At 42.1% G+C, this 21527-nt stretch carries 15 protein-coding genes and 2 tRNA genes; 14 read left to right on the top strand and 3 right to left on the bottom strand.

Going from position 1 to position 21527, the window contains the following annotated elements:
* Nucleotides 1-149: 149 nt before the first annotated feature.
* Both secA2 and cls read left to right on the top strand, forming a co-directional pair.
* Nucleotides 150-2624, top strand: a complete 2475-nt coding sequence (gene secA2, locus EEL30_03815; protein ID QDX91568.1) for an accessory Sec system translocase SecA2 — start codon at nt 150-152, stop codon at nt 2622-2624.
* A gap of 91 nt (nt 2625-2715) precedes the next feature.
* Entirely contained in the window at nt 2716-4170 is a 1455-nt protein-coding gene (cls, locus tag EEL30_03810; protein ID QDX91567.1) for a cardiolipin synthase, read from the top strand.
* A gap of 11 nt (nt 4171-4181) precedes the next feature.
* Here the strand turns inward: cls and EEL30_03805 are convergent, their stop codons facing one another.
* Complete coding sequence (locus EEL30_03805) at nt 4182-5600, bottom strand: sensor histidine kinase (GenBank protein QDX91566.1); 1419 nt, start codon at nt 5598-5600, stop codon at nt 4182-4184.
* Nucleotides 5590-6339 carry a DNA-binding response regulator gene (locus EEL30_03800; protein ID QDX91565.1) on the bottom strand — a complete coding sequence of 250 codons (750 nt, stop codon included), beginning with the start codon at nt 6337-6339 and terminating at the stop codon, nt 5590-5592. Before EEL30_03800 ends, EEL30_03805 begins: the two co-directional genes overlap by 11 nt.
* A gap of 188 nt (nt 6340-6527) precedes the next feature.
* Between EEL30_03800 and prfB the strand changes: the two genes are divergently transcribed.
* From prfB to argH, 12 genes are all read left to right on the top strand, one after another.
* Nucleotides 6528-7638 (top strand): peptide chain release factor 2 gene (gene prfB / locus EEL30_03795; protein ID QDX91564.1). Its coding sequence is split into 2 segments (ribosomal slippage): nt 6528-6608 and nt 6610-7638, totalling 1110 coding nucleotides; the frame shifts between segments, so codons are not numbered across the junction.
* A gap of 148 nt (nt 7639-7786) precedes the next feature.
* A tRNA-Leu gene (locus EEL30_03790) sits at nt 7787-7869 on the top strand.
* A 17-nt stretch (nt 7870-7886) separates the two neighbouring features.
* Nucleotides 7887-7973 (top strand) — tRNA-Leu (locus tag EEL30_03785).
* A 323-nt stretch (nt 7974-8296) separates the two neighbouring features.
* The gene (locus EEL30_03780; GenBank protein QDX91563.1) at nt 8297-8644 is read left to right on the top strand and encodes a cytochrome c; all 348 of its coding nucleotides are present in this window, start codon (nt 8297-8299) and stop codon (nt 8642-8644) included.
* A 122-nt stretch (nt 8645-8766) separates the two neighbouring features.
* On the top strand, nt 8767-9819 hold the full coding sequence (locus tag EEL30_03775; protein QDX91562.1) for an N-acetyl-gamma-glutamyl-phosphate reductase: 1053 nt from the start codon (nt 8767-8769) through the stop codon (nt 9817-9819).
* A 68-nt stretch (nt 9820-9887) separates the two neighbouring features.
* Nucleotides 9888-10724: an acetylglutamate kinase gene (argB, locus tag EEL30_03770; GenBank protein QDX91561.1), complete on the top strand. Its 837-nt coding sequence runs from the start codon at nt 9888-9890 to the stop codon at nt 10722-10724.
* Between the two features lie 22 nt (nt 10725-10746).
* The gene (locus EEL30_03765; GenBank protein QDX91560.1) at nt 10747-11934 is read left to right on the top strand and encodes an aspartate aminotransferase family protein; all 1188 of its coding nucleotides are present in this window, start codon (nt 10747-10749) and stop codon (nt 11932-11934) included.
* A 160-nt stretch (nt 11935-12094) separates the two neighbouring features.
* Nucleotides 12095-13201, top strand: a complete 1107-nt coding sequence (locus tag EEL30_03760; GenBank protein QDX91559.1) for a carbamoyl phosphate synthase small subunit — start codon at nt 12095-12097, stop codon at nt 13199-13201.
* Nucleotides 13194-16433, top strand: a complete 3240-nt coding sequence (gene carB, locus EEL30_03755) for a carbamoyl-phosphate synthase (glutamine-hydrolyzing) large subunit (GenBank protein QDX91558.1) — start codon at nt 13194-13196, stop codon at nt 16431-16433. Before EEL30_03760 ends, carB begins: the two co-directional genes overlap by 8 nt.
* Nucleotides 16378-17349 carry an ornithine carbamoyltransferase gene (gene argF / locus EEL30_03750; GenBank protein QDX91557.1) on the top strand — a complete coding sequence of 324 codons (972 nt, stop codon included), beginning with the start codon at nt 16378-16380 and terminating at the stop codon, nt 17347-17349. Before carB ends, argF begins: the two co-directional genes overlap by 56 nt.
* A 90-nt stretch (nt 17350-17439) precedes the next feature.
* The gene (locus EEL30_03745; protein QDX91556.1) at nt 17440-18729 is read left to right on the top strand and encodes an argininosuccinate synthase; all 1290 of its coding nucleotides are present in this window, start codon (nt 17440-17442) and stop codon (nt 18727-18729) included.
* On the top strand, nt 18726-20174 hold the full coding sequence (gene argH, locus EEL30_03740; GenBank protein QDX91555.1) for an argininosuccinate lyase: 1449 nt from the start codon (nt 18726-18728) through the stop codon (nt 20172-20174). Before EEL30_03745 ends, argH begins: the two co-directional genes overlap by 4 nt.
* Nucleotides 20175-20231: 57 nt before the next feature.
* Here argH and EEL30_03735 read toward each other — a convergent pair whose 3' ends face one another.
* Nucleotides 20232-21389, bottom strand: a complete 1158-nt coding sequence (locus EEL30_03735; GenBank protein QDX91554.1) for an iron-containing alcohol dehydrogenase — start codon at nt 21387-21389, stop codon at nt 20232-20234.
* Between the last annotated feature and the right edge of the window lie 138 nt (nt 21390-21527).

Raw genomic sequence — 21527 nt, 5'->3', positions numbered from 1 at the left:
TATAAAACCATTAAAAATTAAAAAAATATACAAAAAAATGGTAAAGGGGTTGTCGATTGGCAACTCCTTTACTTGTGTTTACTGACATAGATTTGGTAAAATAGGTTGTTAGAAAGTACCCTTAGGGGAACGGTGGAAGGGGTGTCCCTATGTTAGGGCTTGTGAAAAAGCTTTTTGGCGATACGAATGAGCGTGAAATAAAGAAATTAATTAAGCGTGTAGAAAAAATTAATGCGTTAGAACCCCAAGTAGCAGGACTCAGCGATGACCAATTAAAGGAAAAGACGACGGAATTCCGTGCGCGTTTGGAAAAGGGAGAAACGCTGGATGATATATTAACCGAAGCTTTTGCTGTAGTGCGTGAAGCGTCCAAGCGTGTATTGGGTATGCGTCACTTCGATGTACAGCTAATCGGTGGGATGGTCCTACAAGAAGGCCGTATTGCTGAAATGAAGACTGGGGAGGGTAAAACCCTTGTAGCAACCCTAGCTACGTACTTGAATGCTTTGGCAGGTAAAGGCGTTCACATCGTAACGGTAAACGAATACTTAGCAGATCGTGACTCCAAGATTATGGGTGAACTCTATCAATTTCTTGGGATGACGGTAGGTTTGAACATAAATGGCATGAGTGCTGAGCAAAAGCGTGAAGCTTACTACTGTGATATCACGTATGGCACAAACAACGAATTTGGATTTGACTACCTGCGTGACAACATGGTGCTATACAAAGAACAAATGACGCAACGTCCCCTGCACTTTGCCATCATTGATGAAGTGGATAGTATTTTGGTCGACGAAGCGCGTACTCCATTGATTATCTCTGGATCAGCAAATAAATCTACCGAACTATATTATATTTGCTCCCATTTTGTGAAACGTTTAGAGCCGGAAACGGATTTTAGCATTGATGAAAAATTAAAAATTGCTACCTTAACAGATGAGGGTGTAGTTAAGGTTGAAAAAGCGTTTAACGTGGATAATTTGTACGACACCAACCATGTTACGTTGAATCACCATGTTACATCCGCTCTGAAGGCCCAGGTTCTGTTTAAACGCGATGTTGACTATGTTGTGCAGGATGGCGAGGTTGTAATCGTAGACGAGTTCACAGGGCGTCTGATGGTGGGTCGTCGTTACAGTGATGGTTTGCACCAAGCGATTGAAGCGAAGGAAGGGCTAAAGGTACAGAGCGAGAGCATGACCTTGGCAACAATTACGCTACAAAACTACTTCCGTATGTATCAAAAACTGAGTGGTATGACTGGTACAGCCAAGACAGAGGAAGAAGAATTCAAAAAGATCTATGGACTGGATGTTGTGGTTATTCCTACGAACCGCCCAATCCAGCGTATAGATATGGCAGATGCGATATATAAATCCGAGGATGCTAAATATCGTGCGGTTGTAAAAGAGATCGTGGAGCGGCATAAAAAAGGACAACCTATCCTGGTCGGAACCATCTCCATCGAAAACTCAGAAAAATTGTCTAACTTATTACGCCAAAAAGGTGTACCACATAACGTACTAAACGCAAAACAACATGAACGCGAGGCAGAGATTGTAGCGCGTGCAGGTCAATATGGAGCGGTAACCATCGCTACAAACATGGCTGGTCGTGGTACAGACATTCAATTGGGCGAAGGAGTATCTGAAGTAGGTGGTCTTCACATTATTGGTACAGAACGCCATGAGAGCCGTCGTATTGATAACCAGCTACGTGGTCGTGCAGGTCGTCAAGGGGACCCGGGTTCTTCTCAGTTCTTCTTGTCCCTACAGGATGAGCTAATGCGCCGTTTCGGGGCTGATAACATCATGAATATGATGGACAAGCTAGGAATGGAAGAGGATATGCCAATTGAAAGCGGTCTGGTATCCCGTGCGGTTGAATCTGCCCAAAAACGAGTAGAGGGTAGCAACTTTGACGCTCGTAAAGTTGTCTTGCAATATGATGACGTAATGAATAAACAGCGTGAAGTTATTTATAAGCAACGTAAAGAGATTCTGGAACGCGATAACCTGCATGATATTGTCGAGGGCATGGTAAACAGTATAATTGAACGTACGGTTCTTGCTTATTGCCCAAAAGAACAGATTCCTGAAGAATGGGATCTAGAAGGACTATTGGAAACATGCCTAAATACATTCATGTTCGAAGATGCTATTACGCTTTCTAATCTGAAAGGAAAAGAAGCGGAAGAGATTGAGGAAATGTTGAAAGAGGTTGCTGATAAGCAATTGAAACAACGCCAGGAAGAAATTGGCGATATGATGGCTGAGTTCGAAAAAGTAGTCGTTCTACGTGCTGTTGATAGCAAATGGATGGATCACATCGATGCAATGGAACAATTGCGTCAAGGTATTCACCTACGTGCTTATGCACAAACAGATCCATTACGCGAGTATCAGTTTGAAGGTTATGAGATGTTCCAAGGAATGGTTGCAAGCATTGAAGAAGAAGTATCCTTGTACATCATGAAATCAGAAGTAGGACAAAACCTGGAGCGTCAGGAAGTTATTGACGCAGAAAAATTAAAAACGTCTGGGCCGTCTGATGAGGCTGTAGCATCTGATAATGAACAAAAAAACAGAGCGCAACGCCGTGCGAACAAAAAGAAAAAATAAGCAGTAACCTGAGACGAAAGCTGCCGTTCAGTTGAATGGCGGCTTTTTTCGCATATAATAAGAGCAATAAAGATAGGAAAGGGGGGAGACAGTGGAAACAGTAGAGGTAACGTCTTGGTTCCTAAAAATTTTATTTTTATTAAACTTTCTGTTTGCCATCGTTGTTGTTTTTTTAGAGAGGCGTACCCCTGTATCCACATGGGCATGGTTAATGATTTTATGGTTTATTCCTGTTCTTGGATTTGTCTTATACATCGTGTTAGGTCAAAATTTAAGCCGAAAGAAAATTTTTAAGTGGGATAAACATGTCTATGCTTATGTAAAACGGGAAGTCGTCAAACAGATGGAACAGCTAAAAGCCAAGAAGCTTCTCTTTCTTGATCCTGTCGGTAAAGAATATCAGGATGTAGTGTATTTGCATCTAAATAACGATGAAGCGCTACTGACCCAAGATAATCAGGTGCAAATTATTACGGATGGTGTACATAAATTTGATTGCTTGTTTGAAGATATTCGCCAAGCCAAAAAACATATTCATTTGCTCTATTACATTTTAAAAAGTGATGAGCTTGGCAATCGCTTAGCTAATATATTATGCGAAAAGATACGAGAGGGAATAGAGGTACGTGTCCTATACGATGAGAGTGGGTCGCGATGGCTGTCTAAGAGATTTGTGCGTCGAATCAGGCATGCAGGTGGACAGATTGAGCCTTTCTTTCCTGCAAAAATTCCTCTATTAAATCTGCGCGCTAATAACCGTAATCACCGTAAGATTGCTGTCATTGACGGTGAGATTGGCTACATTGGGGGTTTTAACATTGGGGACGAATATTTGGGCAAAAATCCTGGTTTCGGCTATTGGCGGGATACACATCTAAGAATAGAAGGATCTGCTGTCGATGATTTGCAATCACGCTTTATGTTAGACTGGACGCAAGCATCTGGTCGAGATATGGCCTTTCGAAATTATTATCAAATTCTGTCTGCTCCACGTGGTGATGTTCCGCTGCAGATTGTTTCAAGTGGTCCTGATTCGCAGTGGGAGCAAATTAAAAATGGATATATGAAACTAATTCTAACAGCGAAAGAATACGTGTATATTCAGACCCCATATTTAATTCCTGATGATAGTATTTTGGATGCCTTGCGCATTGCTGCCTTATCTGGAGTCGATGTCCGCATTATGATTCCAAATAAACCGGACCATCCCTTTGTTTATTGGGCTACTTATTCAAATGCGGGTGAGTTGCTACGAGCTGGGGCCAAGGTGTATACCTATGAGAATGGCTTTCTGCACGCTAAAACCATTGTTGTGGATGATAAGCTTTCCACTGTAGGAACTGCTAATATAGACGTGAGAAGTTTCCGTCTAAATTTCGAAGTAAATGCCTTTCTCTATCATCCCCCTACGGCTATACAACTGGCTAATCATTTCATAGCTGACATGGAGCTATCCACTGAGTTAACCCTCGAAAAATACAAACAACGTCCACTATCCATTCGATTAAAAGAATCCGTGTCGCGGTTGCTGTCCGCTATTTTATAGGAGCCCATTTGCTACTTTGGGCTCCTTTTCTGTTTGTGCAGAGTAATGCGAAAAACAGTTTTTTCTAAAGGGGTTTCATCGAGTTCCAGTAGACCGCCATGTAATTTGACAATCTTATGAGCGATTGACAAGCCTAAGCCTGTACCCCCATCAGTTTGGCGCGAGCGATCTCCTCTCACGAAGGGATCAAAAATATGACGTTGAACATGAGGGGGAATACCTGTACCATTGTCAGCAATCTCAATGATAATGCAATCACTTTGCTCCTGAACAGAAATTCGAACGTTTGTGCCTACAGGGTTATATTTAATCGTATTAGAGAGTAGGTTGCTGATTACTCTACTCATGTGACGATAATCAAAATCGTACTTAATTTCGTCTTCGGGAACCTGAACATGCAATTGAAATTGTTTATCTTCCATGTCATCCAAAAAATCCACAATAATCTCTCTGATGAACTCACACAGATCATAGGTACGAATTGAAAGAGGATATTGGCAATCATCCAGAGTCAGAAATTCAAATAATGAATTAATCAAAGATGTTACGCTTTGTGACTTGTTATAAATGAGCTGTAAATAACGTCTTTTTTTCTCTTCATCCACCACCATATCATCCTGTAAGGCTGAGGCATATCCCTGAATGCTAGTAATAGGTGTTTTTAGATCATGTGAAATATCCACGAGCATACGCTGTTTGCTTTCTTCCAACTTTTCCTTTTCAGCACGGGTTGCTTCAAGTTTATCTGCCAAAAAGTTAAACGCATCACGGATTTTTCCAAATTCACTTTCAGCCTTTAAATGAATACGAGCTTGATAATCACCGTCGATCATTTTTTTTATTGCAATGGTGATGACATGAAGAGGAACGCTGATTTTTCTAGCTGTCCATCGACTATATAGAAAAATGATGATGATGATAGGCACAAATAAAAGTAAACAAGATTTTAGAATGATCTTGCTGACTTGAGATACAGTGTGATCAAAATTTTTGAAATACTGGATATCAATATTAATGCTATCTCGTGGAATTTTTACTAGACATATGTATTTCTTATTACTATCGGTAGTAAATGGTGAAATAGAGTAATAATAGGGTTGGTCCTCAGCATTATCTAAATACTGATAGAGATCCTCTTCTGAATAATTGTAGACGGCATCCGTTTTCAGGCCGATTACATGGATGATCTGTCGATTAGCATTGAGGATTTCTACCCAACCCCCGTTTTCCAAAATAGCATTAGCTCTGATATTTTCATAATCATCCGATACGATGTCCTTTGCCCGATATATGGGAGATAAGCCTTGTTCAACACTTGAGTTTATTTGATAGACTAAATAACCTAGAGCTATTATTAAAATGGAGCTAATAATAAAAATGAATATGCTATAATTCCATAATAAGGTAGAATGAATTTTTTTATGTTTCATTGTTGTTCGATCCTCTTTGTTTGGATGAGAGGGAAGTAGAATTAACCAGTTTGTAGCCTAGACCTCGTACTGTCTTTAAATAAAGTGGTTTTTTGGGATCTGGCTCTATTTTATCCCGCAATTTGCTCATATGGACCATAATGGTGTTATCGTCGCTGTAAAAGGGATCGCCCCACACTTTTTCGAAAATTTGGCGTTTGGTAAACACGCGATTTGGCTGTTCCATAAACATTTGAAGCATTTTATACTCCGTTGATGTCAGAGGAATCTCGATCTGATTCCGACATAGCACGCATTGCTGTTTATGCAAGGTTAAGTCTCCCACGGTGAGCGTTGACAAAGCTTGAGTCATTTCATCGTTCCATGGATTCAGATGATAGGAACGACGTAGCTGGGCTTTGATTCGAGCTACGACCTCTAAGGGATTAAAAGGCTTTGTGATATAATCATCTGCACCCATACCCAGCCCTAAAATAATATCGTGATCTTGACTGCGAGCTGACAAGAAAATTACAGGGAGTGTGTGATCCTGACGTATTTGGGTAAGGACATGCAAGCCGTTAAGCTTAGGCATCATGATATCAATTAAGGCTAGGTCTATTGATTGATTCTGAATACAGAGAAGGGCTTCTTCTCCGTCTGAGGCTCCAATGACTCGCAAGTTTTCTTTTTCTAAATATAGTCGTAGTAATTCGACTATCTCTTGTTCATCATCGGCAATCAAGATTGTCCGATTCATTCTGTTTTCCCTCCGCTAAATCTATAAGTAAAACACTACTCACTATTCTACACGTTTTGGAAAATCGTGGTGATACTTTTAGGAATTAGATAAAAATTTTACCCTTAGCGAAACCCGGGAAGTTTGCACCTGTCTTATTTTCAGCTACAATAAACAATAAGAAAATTAGTTTTAAAGGAGTAGATAGAATGGCATTGATCGACGTGGCTGATGTAAAGCAAGAAATGGCTAGTCTGTCCAAACGACTGGCGGATATTAGGGGGTCTCTTTGACCTCCCAGAAAAGCTAGAACGTATTGGTGAATTGGAAGAGCGGATGCTGGCCCCTGATTTTTGGGACGATAATGATACTGCTCAAAAAACGATTGGAGAACTAAATGGAATCAAAAGCCTGACAGATACGATGGCCCGTCTGGATGCCTCCTATGACGATTTACAGATGATGCTAGAGCTAGTGATTGAAGAAGGCGATTTGTCCTTGGTATCAGATCTGTATGAGAGTACACAGGAGTTAAGAAAGAGCTTTGAGGATTTTGAACTAGAATTGCTGTTGAGCGATCAATATGATAAAAATAATGCCATTTTGGAATTGCATCCAGGAGCCGGTGGAACAGAGTCTCAGGATTGGGGTTCTATGCTATTGCGTATGTACACTCGTTGGGCAGAACGTAAAGGCTTCAAAGTAGAAACATTGGATTATCTGCCGGGTGATGAGGCAGGGATTAAGAGTGTGACGCTGTTAATTAAAGGACATAATGCGTACGGATATTTAAAGGCGGAGAAAGGGGTACACCGATTAGTGCGTATCTCGCCGTTTGACTCTTCAGGGCGTCGCCATACCTCTTTTGTTTCGTGTAATGTGTTACCAGAGATTGAGAACGATAAAGAAGTCGATATCCGAACTGAAGATTTAAAAATTGATACCTATCGTGCTAGTGGTGCAGGCGGACAGCATATCAACACTACGGATTCAGCGGTGCGAATTACTCATTTGCCTACTGGTGTGGTTGTAACATGTCAAGCAGAGCGTTCGCAGATTAAAAACCGTGATCGTGCTATGAAGATGTTATTAGGGAAGTTGTTCGAACTGCAAAAGCAGGAACAAGAGAAGACACTTGCTTCGATTCAGGGCGAACAAAAAGATATTGCTTGGGGCAGTCAAATTCGCTCATATGTCTTCCATCCGTATAGCATGGTGAAGGATCATCGCACCAATATGGAGATAGGAAATGTGCAAGCAGTGATGGATGGAGAACTTGATTCGTTTATAGATGCCTATCTTCGCTCGCAATTACAATAAAAAATAGTTACTAGGTTATCAGCAGAGAGGGCTGAAGAATGCTAGATTTTTTCAGCCTCTCTCTTACTAGATAAGCAGAATAAAAAAGAAAACAGAAAAAGTATTGCATTTCCTAGATTGCTATGTTAGACTATAGAAGTCATACGATGCGGGTGTGGCGGAATTGGCAGACGCACCAGATTTAGGTTCTGGCGGGCGACCGTGGGGGTTCAAGTCCCTCCACCCGCACCAATTATTCTTACTTTTGTGCCGGAGTGGCGGAATAGGCAGACGCAACAGACTTAAAATCTGTCGGGAGCATTCCCGTACCGGTTCAAGTCCGGTCTTCGGCACCATATAAGAACAGCGAACGCTTTTGCAAATATGCAAAAGCGTTTTTTCATGTCTTTTTGTAGATTCTTTTTAATTTGACAGTTTTGATATATTGCTCTTTTCTAAAATGTTTTACAATCTTATGAACACTGATATAGAATTCTTAGAAAACGCATACTACTATGATATACTACATTTAGCAAATTACACCAATTGGATGTAGCTTAGCTAATGGTAAAAACAGAGATGCAAGTGAAGTAACACAGGTACAAACGGTAATGACTATATAGTCTGCTGATCGTTTGTACCTATTTTTAGTTGCAAAGAAAGGGAGGCAATCAAAAAAATGAAACGTTTAGTAACTGTATTGATGGTAGGAGCACTTGCTGTTGGCTTAACCGCCTGTGGTGGACAACAGTCGCAACCAGCACCTGACAAACCAGCAGAGCAGGCAAGTGGAGACACAGCGACAGCATCAGCAGGAGAAGAAAAATTTAAACAAAGTAGCTGTATTGGCTGCCATGGTGTGGACTTAAAAGGGGCAACTGGTCCTTCCTTGGAAACAATAGGTAGTATATACAGTAAAGATGAAATTTTGGAGATCATTAAAAGTGGAAAAGGTAGCATGCCAGCCAATATGGCTAAAGGTGAAGATGCAGAAAGTATTGCAGCTTGGTTAGCAGAAAAGAAATAGACAGAAGAATTGGATGAGGTCCTGTGGGTCTCATCCTTTTTATACAAAAAAATATTTGTAATCTGTTTGAACTTTTATTATTATAAATGTATATTTATACATAAAATCTAGGAGTGAGAGCGATGAAACGTATTGGGATTATTGGAGCTACTGGATATAGTGGTATTGAACTCATTCGTATCTTATTGCAACATCCTGAGATAAACATACATAGTCTATATTCTAGTTCAGCAGAAGGAAAGTCGTTAACGGATTATTTTCCTCATTTGCAGGGTGCAGATTTACCTGCTTTAAAGGGCATTCAACCAGAGGAAATTGCTCAGGAGAATGATTTAGTGTTTTTAGCGACGCCTGCTGGGGTTAGTGCTGAAATAACACCTGCTTTAATTAAGGAAGGAGTGAAGGTTATCGATTTATCTGGTGATCTCAGGCTACACTCTCCTCAAGCTTACAAAGAGTGGTATAAAAAATCGCCAGCAGCGGAAAGTGTTTTACAACAGGCTGTCTATGGTTTGCCAGAATGGAACAAATCAAAATTGAGGGAAGCTTCGGTAGTTGCTAATCCAGGCTGCTATCCTACTGCTACCTTACTTGCACTTCTACCCATTCTTCAAACGGAGTGGATTAAACCCGACAGCATTATTGTTGATGCTAAATCAGGAGTATCGGGTGCTGGGCGTGGGGCTTCACTAGGTGTACATTTCAGTGAATTAAACGATAGCTTTCATGCTTATAAAGTAGGACAGCATCAGCATACGCCAGAGATCGAACAGGAAATTTTGCATATGACGAAGAAGGAAATAACCATTCAATTTACCCCGCATCTTGTACCGATGACAAGAGGGATTTTAGCTACTAGTTATGTTAGTTTAGATAAAAGTAAGGATGTCGCTCACATAGTGGAAAGCTTGCAAGAGCTTTATGAAAATGCATATCAGCATGCCCCTTTTGTTCGGGTTAGACCTTTTGGTTCCTATCCACGTACGAAAGAGGTACTTGGGACAAATTACTGCGATGTAGCCCTTCATTTGGATGAAAGAACGGGGCGCATTGTCATTTTATCTGTTATAGATAACATGGTTAAAGGTGCCGCAGGGCAGGCAGTCCAGAATATGAATTTGTTGTTTGGGTTTGAAGAGACGTTGGGTTTACCTGTACATGCTCTATATCCGTAATGATGATCAATGACCTTGAATGAAGTAAGGCATTCTAGGTCGACTACATATGAATAGGAGACTATTAGATGCTAAATGAGGTTATGGTAATCAAATGTGGTGGAAGTATGCTGGAGCAATTGCCTGAATCTTTCTACAACAAGCTTGCTAGAATGCAAGCTGAAGGCAGGTCTATTGTGATTGTACATGGGGGTGGCCCTGCGATAAATCAGTTGCTAGACCAATTGCAGATTGAAGCTATCTTTTCTAACGGATTACGAGTTACCGATGAACCTACCATGATAGCGGCCGAAATGGTGCTAAGTGGTATAACGAATAAAGCGGTGGTTCGGAAGCTATTGCATGCAGGTGGAAAAGCGTGGGGATTGAGTGGGGTAGATGGTTCCTTGTTGCAAGCCGAACAGAAAGCTGATGGATTAGGATTGGTAGGCAAAATTACAGAGGTAAACCAAGCCCCACTTCAACTGTTACTTTCAAACGGGTATATCCCAGTGGTGTCACCAATTGCTGTATCAGAGGATGGTGGAACGCGATATAACTGCAATGCAGATACAGTGGCAGGGGCAATCGCATCTGCTCTAGGTGCGAAACAATTACTGATGTTAACGGATGTTCCAGGAATTTGGGCAGAGAATGAGCTAGGAGAAAAACAACTGATGCCAACCGTCACGACTGAGGATATCCATGTAATGATGAAGAACCAAATCATTACAGGTGGAATGATTCCGAAAGTTCAAGCAGCTTTGGATGCACTTGCACAGGGAGTCCAGGAAGTTGTGATTTGTAAGGGAGAGGTAGAGACACTAGATGGTTTGGCAAACGGAATGGTAGTGGGTACTTCCATTTCAGAAGAAAATTCACGAGGAAAGGATTCACAGAACCTAGCTTCAGAAGAATTTTTATAGATAAAAAGGAGAGAGATGAGTTATGACAGTTTATACAGAAAAAACGCATGTTATGAATACTTATGCACGTTGGGATGTCACGATTGCTAAAGGAAGCGGTACCACGGTCTGGGATCATACAGGTAAAATGTACTTAGATTGTACCTCAGGCATCGGCGTAACATCGTTGGGGCATTGTCCTCCCGCAGTAACAGCCAAATTACATCAACAGCTAGATACCTTATGGCATAGTTCTAATTTAACGCAACAGCCGTTGCAAGAAGAGTTAGGGCAAAAACTAGCTGAGCTGTCTGGATTGGATCAAGTCTTCTTTTGTAATAGCGGTGCGGAAGCAAATGAAGCAGCGATTAAAGTGGCTCGACGTTATGCACAAAAAAGTAAGGGTGAGGATCGTTTTGAAATCATTACGTTTGGACAGTCCTTTCATGGCAGAACGCTAGCCACATTAACGGCTACTGGTCAGCAAAAGGTGAAAGAGGGCTTCTCCCCTTTACCCGCTGGTTTTATCACTGTGCCATATGGGGATGTAGAGGCAGTGAAAAAAGCAGCTACAAACCGGACGTGTGCGGTATTGCTAGAACTGGTACAAGGGGAAGGTGGTGTACATCCAGCATCAGCGGACTTTGTGACTGAATTATACGATTGGTGCAAGCAGAATGAGATCTTGTTCATGATAGATGAAGTACAAACAGGTATTGGTCGAACCGGGGAATGGTTTAGCTATCAGCATTATGGAATCATCCCTGATGTGGTTACATTGGCTAAAGGTTTAGGGAGTGGATTTCCTATTGGGGCAATGATAGCAACGGAAGCGGTAGCAGCTGCCTTTTCTCCGGGCTCGCATGGAACTACTTTTGGTGGCAATCAGCTAGCTACAACAGCTGGAATGGCAACACTTTTGGAGATGGAACAACAGAATATTTTACCCCACGTAAAAGAGCTGAGCCAGTATTTGCTTGGTGCTCTTGGAGAATTAGCAAAGCAATATTCCGATCAAATAAAAGGGGTACGCGGGCTAGGATTGATGGTTGGTATAGAAATGAATGGTGAGGTAGGCACTTATTTAAAAACGGCTCAGCAAAAAGGAGTATTACTATTACAAGCGGGTCCAAATGTCATACGGTTATTGCCAGCGCTTGTCATACAAAAAGCAGAAATCGATCAATTAATTATCGTGCTGAAAGAGATTCTGGAATTAACAAAAGCTTGATACAATCGCATATTAGAAACGCAAATGCAATGATTTTTGATTTAATTCAGAAAAGTCGTTGCATTTTTTTTGGAGTGAATGTATTATTATACAAAAATAACGAATATATATTCATGAAAATAGATTGATCGGAATTTAATCAGGATAGGAGATGACTGTGGTGGATAAGTGTTTACAGAGTAATAATAAAGGGTTTCTTACGTTAGAGAACGGAGAAGTATACACGGGACAATTATACGGAGCCCCACTCGCTTCATACGGAGAAGTGGTTTTTCATACAGGAATGACCGGTTATCAGGAAGTGATGAGCGACCCTTCCTTTTGTGGTCAGATCGTCACCTTTACCTATCCATTGATTGGCAATTATGGGGTTAATGAATTAGATCATGAGTCCATTCAGCCTGCTCTGTCAGGCATGGTTGTCAGCCAACTTTGTCAAAAGCCTAGTCATTTCCGTTCACAGCTATCTTTAGATGCTGCTGCTAAACAGTTTGGTTTTCCTATTTTAGCTGGAGTGGACACCAGATCTATTACACAAAAGGTGCGTCAGGGTGGCCTACTTTATGGAGTGCTCGCTGATCAACCTATGACAACGGAAGAAATTGTCCAGCACAAGCTTCGTCATGAGGAACGAATCTCGGTAGCTAATGTTTCCAGAACCCGCTCCATTACCTATCGAGGAGAAGGTGAGCATATTGTTGTCATTGATTTGGGCATGAAACACTCCATCCTGCAATCCCTGCTAAAGCTTGGTTGCAAGGTAACGGTGGTACCATATCAGACTTGTGTCGAGGAGATTAAAACAATGCAACCAGATGGCATCGTCTTCTCCAATGGTCCTGGTAATCCAGAGCAATTGCGACAATACTGTCCGCAATGGCGTAAACTAGCGGGAACATTGCCGACGCTAGGTATTTGCTTGGGCCATCAAGTGTTGTCGCTGATGTTTGGTGGACAGACGGAACGGCTTACCTTTGGCCATCGAGGAAGTAATCACCCTGTGAAAGAACTGTTAAGTGGCAAAGTATATATGACTTCTCAGAATCACGGCTATGTGGTGAAGGAAGAGGGGTTAGATAAACAAAACCTAATTGTAACCTACCGCAATGTTAATGATGGCAGTGTGGAAGGTATGCGACATACTTACCTGCCAATAATGAGTGTCCAATTCCATCCAGAAGCTCATCCGGGACCAGATGATACCTCGCATATTATTACGTCCTTCGTGGAGTCCGTACAATCGATAGGAGCGAAGCATTATGCCTAAGCAGAAACACATTCATAAAGTACTAGTCATCGGTTCAGGGCCGATTGTGATTGGGCAGGCAGCAGAGTTTGATTATTCAGGTGCACAGGCGTGTCTTTCTCTAAAGGAAGAGGGCGTGGAAGTTGTGCTGGTGAATAATAATCCAGCTACCATCATGACCGATGAACAGATTGCAGATAAAGTCTTTCTGGAGCCGTTAACAGTGGCTTCTGTAACGAAAATCATTCAACAGGAACAACCAGATGGATTGTTGCCAACACTAGGCGGTCAGACTGGACTCAATCTAGCTGTGGAATTGGCCGAGGCAGGTGTATTAGATCGTTATGGGGTGGCTTTACTAGGGACACCCTTGACTGCTATTCAAAATGGTGAAGATCGCGAGTTATTTAAACGCATGATGCAACAAATTAATGAACCTGTTCCTGAAAGTATAACAGTGAGTACTGTGGAGGAAGCCTTACATTTTGCTAATCAGATTGGCTATCCAGTGATTGTACGTCCTGCCTACACACTCGGAGGTGCTGGGGGCGGAATTGCTGCTGATCAACAGGCTCTAGGACAGATTGCCGAGCAAGGACTAGCGGCAAGTCCTATCCAACAGGTGTTAGTGGAACGAAGTGTAAAGGGATGGAAAGAAATTGAATATGAAGTCATGCGAGATGAGAATGATACCTGCATTATCGTTTGTAATATGGAAAATATGGACCCAGTTGGTGTACATACGGGAGACAGTATCGTTGTAGCACCTTCTCAAACCTTAACAGATCGTCAGTATCAAATGTTGCGTAGTGTTTCAACTAAGGTGATTCGGGCGTTAGGCGTAGTGGGTGGTTGCAATATTCAATTTGCGTTGGATCCGTATTCAGATCGTTATTATTTGATTGAAGTAAATCCACGGGTCAGCCGTTCCTCTGCCTTGGCTTCTAAAGCGACTGGCTATCCGATTGCGAGAATTGCCGCAAAATTGGCGTTAGGCTATCACTTGGATGAGGTGCTAAACCCAATCACCGGCTATACCTATGCTAGCTTTGAACCAGCACTGGACTATGTGGTGGTCAAAATTCCACGTTGGCCGTTTGATAAATTCCCATTAGCTGATCGTAATCTAGGAACACAAATGAAGGCAACGGGCGAGGTGATGGCAATCGCTCGAACCTTTGAAGCCGCTTTGTTAAAGGCCGTTCGTTCTTTAGAGATTGGCTGTCACTACCTGTACAGAAAAGATGTTGCGTCCCTATCCGCAAAAGAGTTGGAGAAGGCTCTGGATACCGCTACTGATATTCGTTTATTTGCTTTAGCAGAAGCCATGCGCCGAGGTATGAGTGTACAGGAGATTCACACTAAAACAGAGATTGACTCTTTCTTTTTAGATCATATCGAGCACATTATTCATTGGGAGAAAAGATTGGAGAAATCATGCTTTGAAACGTTGAGCATAGAGGAATTGAGCGATTGTAAGGCGCTTGGATTCACGGATCAGACTATCGCTTGGATGATGAATGTTCCTGTAAGTGAAATCTGGAAAAAACGTGAGAAATGGGGCCTCATGCCTGTCTATAACATGGTTGATACGTGTGCGGGAGAATTTGAGGCAGAGACAGCTTATTATTATTCCACCTGGCAAGGCAAGAATGAAGTGGCACCGTTACCCTCTAAAAAATTATTGGTGCTAGGCTCTGGCCCCATCCGTATCGGGCAAGGCATCGAATTTGATTATTGCTCTGTTCATGCAGCTAAGGCTTTGCAAAAACAGCAACTGAAAGCCATCGTAGTCAACAATAATCCAGAGACAGTGAGTACCGATTACGAGACTGCCGATCATCTTTACTTTGAACCTTTGCATGTAGAAGATGTGCTACATGTAGCTAAGCAAGAAGCAGTAGCTGGTGTACTTGTTCAATTTGGTGGGCAGACTGCTATTAATTTGGCTGGTGCTTTGGAAGAAGCGGGGCTGATAGTTTTGGGAACTTCTTTGGAACAAATGAAGCGAGTTGAGGATCGAGAGCTATTTTATCAGATGCTTCAAACGCTAAACATTCCTCACATACCGGGGAAAGGTGTCTATTCCACTGAAGAGGCGATTCATGTAGCTAATGGCATCGGCTATCCTGTGCTACTTCGTCCTTCGTATGTCATTGGCGGTCAGGGAATGACGGTTGTGCATAATGAGAACGAGCTACGTGCAGCTATGCAAAGCTGGATTCATGAACAAGTTGATAGAAGTTGCTTTCCGTTGTTGATAGATCAATTTATCTCGGGTATGGAAGTGGAGCTTGATGCGGTATGTGATGGCTATGACGTGTTAATCCCAGGAATTTTTGAACACGTTGAGAAAGCAGGGGTACATTCTGGAGATAGTATTGCGTTGTTTCCTGCTCAGCATCTCACAGACCAACAGAAGCGGATTATGGTGCATTATACCAAGAGGATCGCTAAGGAAATGCAAGCCATTGGATTAATCAATATCCAATTCGTACTAAAGGATTCCACCATTTATGTATTAGAAGTAAATCCGCGTGCATCACGGACAGTGCCGATTACGAGCAAGGTGACCAACATTCCGATGGTGGAACTGGCGGTGAGAGCTTCTCTTGGGGAGCGTTTGGCAGAGATGGGGTATCTGCTAGGACTTTCACAAGACATTGACTTTTTTGTTGTCAAAGCACCTGTATTTTCCTCTACTAAGCTAGTTGGTGTAGATCCTTCACTTGGACCTGAAATGAAATCAACAGGTGAGATACTAGGTCTTGGTAGAACATTATCAGAAGCATTTGGCAAGGCCTTTGCCTACAAGGAACAAACAAATAAATGGCTAACTAGTGGGGATGGGATATTTCTTTCGCTTAACGATGCTGACAAAGCAAGCGTACTACCTTATCTCAAGGAACGAAAAGAGATGGGCATTCACATCTATGCCACAGAAGGAACGGCACATTATTTGACCAACCATGGCATTGAAATTACACAAATAAGTGAAGGAGTACGTGATTATACGGCATTGGTGAAAGCAGGACTAATCCAGACGGCATTAATCACCGCCACAAAAGGAAATCAAGCAGAGCGCAAAGGGTTTCAATTGCGTAGCTTATCTGTTCAACATAGCATTACGTTGTTCACGGTTGTTGAGACGTTTGTGGCCTATCTACAAATAAGCCAAGAAAAGGGGAGCGAAAGTAATGAAGCCTGTGAAGACCTTGGATCTCTATGCAGACATTCAGCTATCTCACTATAAAGGAAAAAGTACGCTACAGATTGATGAGTGGAATAGAGAAGAGATACTTGGCCTACTACATTATGCCAGCCAAATCAAGGCCATGCAAAAAAGCGGTAAGGTATATCAGCCATTAGCTGGGAAAACGTTAGCGATGATTTTTACTAAATCCTCCACGCGTACTCGTGTCTCTTTTGAAGTTGGTATGTATCAATTAGGAGGGAGCAGTCTATTTTTGACTGATAAAGATCTACAGTTAGGCCGTGGTGAAACGATTTCAGATACAGCTAAGATTTTATCTAGTTATGTAGATGGTATCATGATTCGAACCCATGCCCACGAAGATGTGATAGAACTGGCAAAGCACGCCAGCGTACCTGTTATTAATGGGCTAACCGACCTGTATCATCCTTGTCAGGCTTTGGCTGATCTTTTAACTATACAAGAACACAAAGGCAAGTTGCAGGGAATGAAACTGGCTTTCATCGGGGACGGAAATAATGTGGCGAATTCACTTGTATTAGCAGCGGTTATCCTTGGATTAGATGTACGTGTCGCTACTCCTCCAGGCTACGAGATGCAAGAAGCTATTGTTCAAAAGGCACAAGAATATGCTGTACAGTATGGTGGAAAATTTTTAATGACTCATGATGCAAGTGTGGCTGTTGATCAGGCTGACGTTATTTACACAGATGTATGGACCAGTATGGGTTTTGAAGAAGAAAATGAGCAACGATTAAAAGATTTTGCGGCATATCAGGTAAATAAAGCACTGGTAGCCAAAGCTGATTCTGCCTATATCTTTATGCACTGCCTACCTGTGCACCGAGGTGAAGAGGTGACAGCAGAGATTATTGATGGCCCTCATTCTGTTGTGTTTGAGGAAGCGGAAAATCGTCTTCATGCACAAAAAGCATTACTAGCATCTGTGATGTAGATTGTTTGTAATTAATATGAAAATACTGTAATTATATAGTACAATATGTATAATTACCCAGAAAATCACTACGAAATGGAGAGACATACGATGGCAAACGAGAAAATTGTATTAGCGTATTCTGGTGGTTTAGACACTTCTGTAGCAATAAAATGGTTGCAAGATACTTATAACTATGACGTAATCGCGGTAGCCCTCGATGTAGGAGAAGGAAAAGATCTAGAGTTTGTCCAAAAAAAAGCGATGCAAGTCGGTGCATATAAATCCATTGTAGTAGACGCGAAGGAAGCTTTCGCAAATGAATATGTTTTACCAGCCTTACAAGCAAATGCAATGTATGAAGGCAAATATCCGCTGGTTTCGGCTCTATCTCGGTACTTGATTTCTAAAATATTGATTGAGATTGCTGAACAGGAAGGTGCAGTAGCTGTGGCTCATGGTTGCACCGGTAAAGGAAACGATCAAGTGCGTTTCGATATTTCCTTTACTGCTTTGAATCCAAATATTCAAATTGTTGCTCCGGTTCGTGAATGGGGCTGGACACGTGATGAAGAAATTGAGTATGCACAGAAGAATAACATTCCAATCCCGATCAATCTGGATAATCCCTATTCAATCGATCAAAACCTTTGGGGTAGAAGCTGCGAATGCGGTGTTCTAGAAGATCCGTGGGCTGCACCACCTGAGGGAGCTTATGAATTAACTGCCTCGATTGACAATGCGCCAGATCAAGCGGAAGAGATTGAGATCAGTTTTACAAAAGGTGTTCCAACTGCTTTAAATGGGGAAGCAATGACGTTAGCTGAGCTCATTCTAGCTTTAAATAAGATCGCAGGCAAACATGGAGTCGGCCGGATTGATCACGTGGAAAATCGCTTAGTAGGTATTAAATCTCGTGAGGTGTATGAGACGCCTGCTGCTACTACGCTAATTTTAGCACATCGGGAACTGGAATTTTTGACGCAACCGCGTGAAGTGGCTCAATTCAAACCAATCGTGGAGCAAAAAATGGCTCAGGTGATTTATGAGGGCCTCTGGTATTCACCGATCCGTCCCGCTTTGCAAGCGTTCATTAAAGAAACCCAGCAAAATGTAACAGGCGTTGTTCGTGTCAAGTTGCATAAAGGCCATGCTATCGTCGTCGGACGTAAATCAGAGGCGTCACTGTACAGTCACGAATTGGCTACCTATAATTCTGGGGATCAATTCGATCATAAGGCAGCACTTGGATTTATCAAATTGTGGGGATTGCCAACAAAAGTATATTCACAGATTAATGGTACTTCTATAAACCTGAGCAATACCGAGCTTGAAAGTCACTCTGTTAATGACGCTTCTACGTCTACGACGAAAACAGCAAAGGAAGCGATCATGCCATGAAGCTCTGGGGAGGACGTTTTACTAAACCAACCAATCAACTTGTAGATGAATATACAGCCTCTATTTCTTTCGATCAAAAGCTATGGCGTCAGGACATTGTAGGTAGCTCGGCGCATGTAGCGATGCTTGGGAAATGTGGCATTCTTTCTATGGATGAGGTACGTCAGATTATTGCTGGACTGAAGCAGGTAAAAGAAAAAATCGAGCGGAAGCAGGTTCAATTTGAAATAGTGCATGAAGATATTCATATGAATATTGAGAAACTATTAATTGAAGAAATTGGTCCTTTAGGTGGCAAGTTGCACACAGGTAGAAGCCGTAATGATCAGGTAGCGCTAGATATGCATTTGTATCTACGCGAAAGATTGATGGAAATAATCGAGCTAAGCATGTATTTACAAGAAGCTTTATTGGAACAGGCTCAGAATCATTTGGAGACCGTTATGCCTGGGTACACTCATTTGCAGCGTGCGCAGCCTGTGCTGTTTGGCTACCATTTGATGGCATACGTGTCCATGCTACAACGTGATTTAGAACGGATGCAGGATTCATTTAAAAGGGTAAATATATTACCCCTTGGAGCAGGGGCACTTGCTGGAACTACCTTCCCGATAGATCGACAATTTGTTGCTTCTATGCTTCAGTTTGACGGGATTTATCAAAATAGCATGGATGCAGTAAGCGACCGAGATTTTATTGTAGAGTTTTTAGCGAATGCCTCCTTATTAATGACGCATCTCTCTCGGTTGTGCGAAGAACTAGTTATTTGGAGCAGTCAGGAGTTTTCCTTCATTGAATTAGATGATGCGTTTTGCACTGGTTCAAGCATTATGCCGCAAAAGAAGAACCCTGATGTAGCAGAGCTTGTCCGCGGAAAGACTGGACGTGTCTATGGTAATCTAATGGGAATGTTAACGGTACTAAAAGGATTACCACTCGCTTATAACAAAGACATGCAAGAAGATAAAGAGGGCATGTTTGATACAGTGGAGACTTTACACGGTGCATTGGCTCTGTTAACGCCGATGATTGCCAGCATGCAGGTAAAAACAGAGAAGATGCGAAAGGCGGTCACGCAGGATTTCTCCAATGCGACTGACTTGGCAGATTATCTGGTAACGAAACAAATTCCGTTCAGACAGGCACATGAGATTGTGGGGAATGCGGTTCTCTATTGCATCGAGCGTCAAAAGTATCTGCTCGATCTTTCCTTAGAGGAATTTCAGGAATTTTCCCCACTTATCGAGCAGGATGTGTACCAAGCACTAGATATTGATACGGTAGTAAATGCACGTAATGTATTAGGTGGAACTGCCAAGCAACAGGTCGAACAGCAGATTCAATATTATCAGCAGCAAGGAAAAGAAAACAAAGCTTGGGTGGCAACACATAGTCAGAAGGTTATGGTGGAAGCCCTGGTGGACATTAAATCACCTGTAGTGTAGTTGAGATAGTCCCCTGCTTTCCAACGAATGAGCGGAAGCAGGGGACTTATTTCATCTTTACAAACTCATGCGCAAAATTTCCCGCACGTCCTCTTTTTGAAGTGGTTTAAAAGCGCCAATTGGTCCAAAAGGCACAGCTTTTTCTGCCATGAGATCAAGGAGTTCATCGGTAATCTTATAATCAGCCAAGCGACGAGGTGCTCCGATTTGAGTAAAGAAGGCTTCTAATTTCGAGATACCCTCTAAGGCAATCTCCTCGTCTGTTTTTCCTGACGGATTTACGTCCCATACTTCTGTTGCGAAACGCTTGAATCGGTCTAGATTTTCTTTATATACATATCTCATCCAGTTAGGGAAGATGATTGCAAGTCCCCCACCGTGTGGAATATCATACACGGCACTGACGGCATGCTCGATGCCATGTGTAGCCCAGTCAGTTGTAACGCCCATCGCTAACGTACCATTTAAAGCCATGGTACCAGCGTAAAGTAATTGTGATCTGGCATCAAAATCTTCAGGATGCTGTAAGACACGTTCTGCATTTTCGATGACTGTCTTTAAAATGGATTCAGCAATGCGTGTTTGCAATGGAATTTCAGGCGTATGTGAGAAATACTGTTCAAATACATGTGACATGATATCGCATATGCCGTAAATAGTTTGATCACGCGGAACGCTAAAGGTATGCTCAGGATCTAAAATAGAGAAGTGTGGGAACGTTGTACCTGCCCCGTGCTTCTCTTTTGTGTCCCAATTGGTGATGACGCTACCCATGTTCATTTCAGAGCCGGTAGCAGCTAAGGTGAGGACCGTACCAAGAGGAAGGGCCTTCTTTGCTCTGGCTTTTTGCGTATAGAAATCCCAGACATCGCCATCATAGACAGCACCTACTGCTATTGCTTTGGCAGCATCAATCACGCTTCCGCCGCCTACTGCTAAAATCCAATCAATTTGATTACTGTGACAAAGATCAATACCCTTTTTGACGGTATGGAGTCGAGGATTTGGCTCAACGCCGAATAACTCCGTGACGTTACTACCTTGCTCGGCACAGATGGCTATAATCTTATCGTATAAACCCGTCTTTTTAATGCTCCCGCCACCGTATACCAGCAGAATATTTTTTCCTAGTGTCTCAATCTTCTTAGATAATTGGCTTAGTTGACCTTTTCCAAAAATAAGCTGAGTGGGATTGTGATACACAAAATTATTCATGTAGCAAAAGCCTCCTTACATAAGTGGCAAAGTGTTATACATTCTTATTCTACAGAAATGGAGGAGAGAGGACTAGTTTTCACTTAACACTACCATATGTCAAAAAAGTAAAAAAATAGATGTCAATATAAAAATGTG

Source organism: Brevibacillus laterosporus (assembly GCA_007833815.1).
Taxonomy (GTDB): domain Bacteria; phylum Bacillota; class Bacilli; order Brevibacillales; family Brevibacillaceae; genus Brevibacillus_B; species Brevibacillus_B laterosporus_D.
This window is presented reverse-complemented; position numbering and strand designations above follow the sequence as displayed.

What these genes read in the sequence shown, in the direction of transcription:
- carB (QDX91558.1), top strand. Translation starts at nt 13,194, where the DNA reads ATGCCTAAGCAGAAACACATTCATAAAGTACTAGTCATCGGTTCAGGG.
- EEL30_03735 (QDX91554.1), bottom strand. Translation starts at nt 21,389, where the DNA reads ATGAATAATTTTGTGTATCACAATCCCACTCAGCTTATTTTTGGAAAA.
- EEL30_03805 (QDX91566.1), bottom strand. Translation starts at nt 5,600, where the DNA reads ATGAAACATAAAAAAATTCATTCTACCTTATTATGGAATTATAGCATA.
- EEL30_03775 (QDX91562.1), top strand. Translation starts at nt 8,767, where the DNA reads ATGAAACGTATTGGGATTATTGGAGCTACTGGATATAGTGGTATTGAA.
- argB (QDX91561.1), top strand. Translation starts at nt 9,888, where the DNA reads ATGCTAAATGAGGTTATGGTAATCAAATGTGGTGGAAGTATGCTGGAG.
- argF (QDX91557.1), top strand. Translation starts at nt 16,378, where the DNA reads ATGAAGCCTGTGAAGACCTTGGATCTCTATGCAGACATTCAGCTATCT.
- EEL30_03800 (QDX91565.1), bottom strand. Translation starts at nt 6,339, where the DNA reads ATGAATCGGACAATCTTGATTGCCGATGATGAACAAGAGATAGTCGAA.
- EEL30_03780 (QDX91563.1), top strand. Translation starts at nt 8,297, where the DNA reads ATGAAACGTTTAGTAACTGTATTGATGGTAGGAGCACTTGCTGTTGGC.
- secA2 (QDX91568.1), top strand. Translation starts at nt 150, where the DNA reads ATGTTAGGGCTTGTGAAAAAGCTTTTTGGCGATACGAATGAGCGTGAA.
- argH (QDX91555.1), top strand. Translation starts at nt 18,726, where the DNA reads ATGAAGCTCTGGGGAGGACGTTTTACTAAACCAACCAATCAACTTGTA.
- EEL30_03765 (QDX91560.1), top strand. Translation starts at nt 10,747, where the DNA reads ATGACAGTTTATACAGAAAAAACGCATGTTATGAATACTTATGCACGT.
- EEL30_03745 (QDX91556.1), top strand. Translation starts at nt 17,440, where the DNA reads ATGGCAAACGAGAAAATTGTATTAGCGTATTCTGGTGGTTTAGACACT.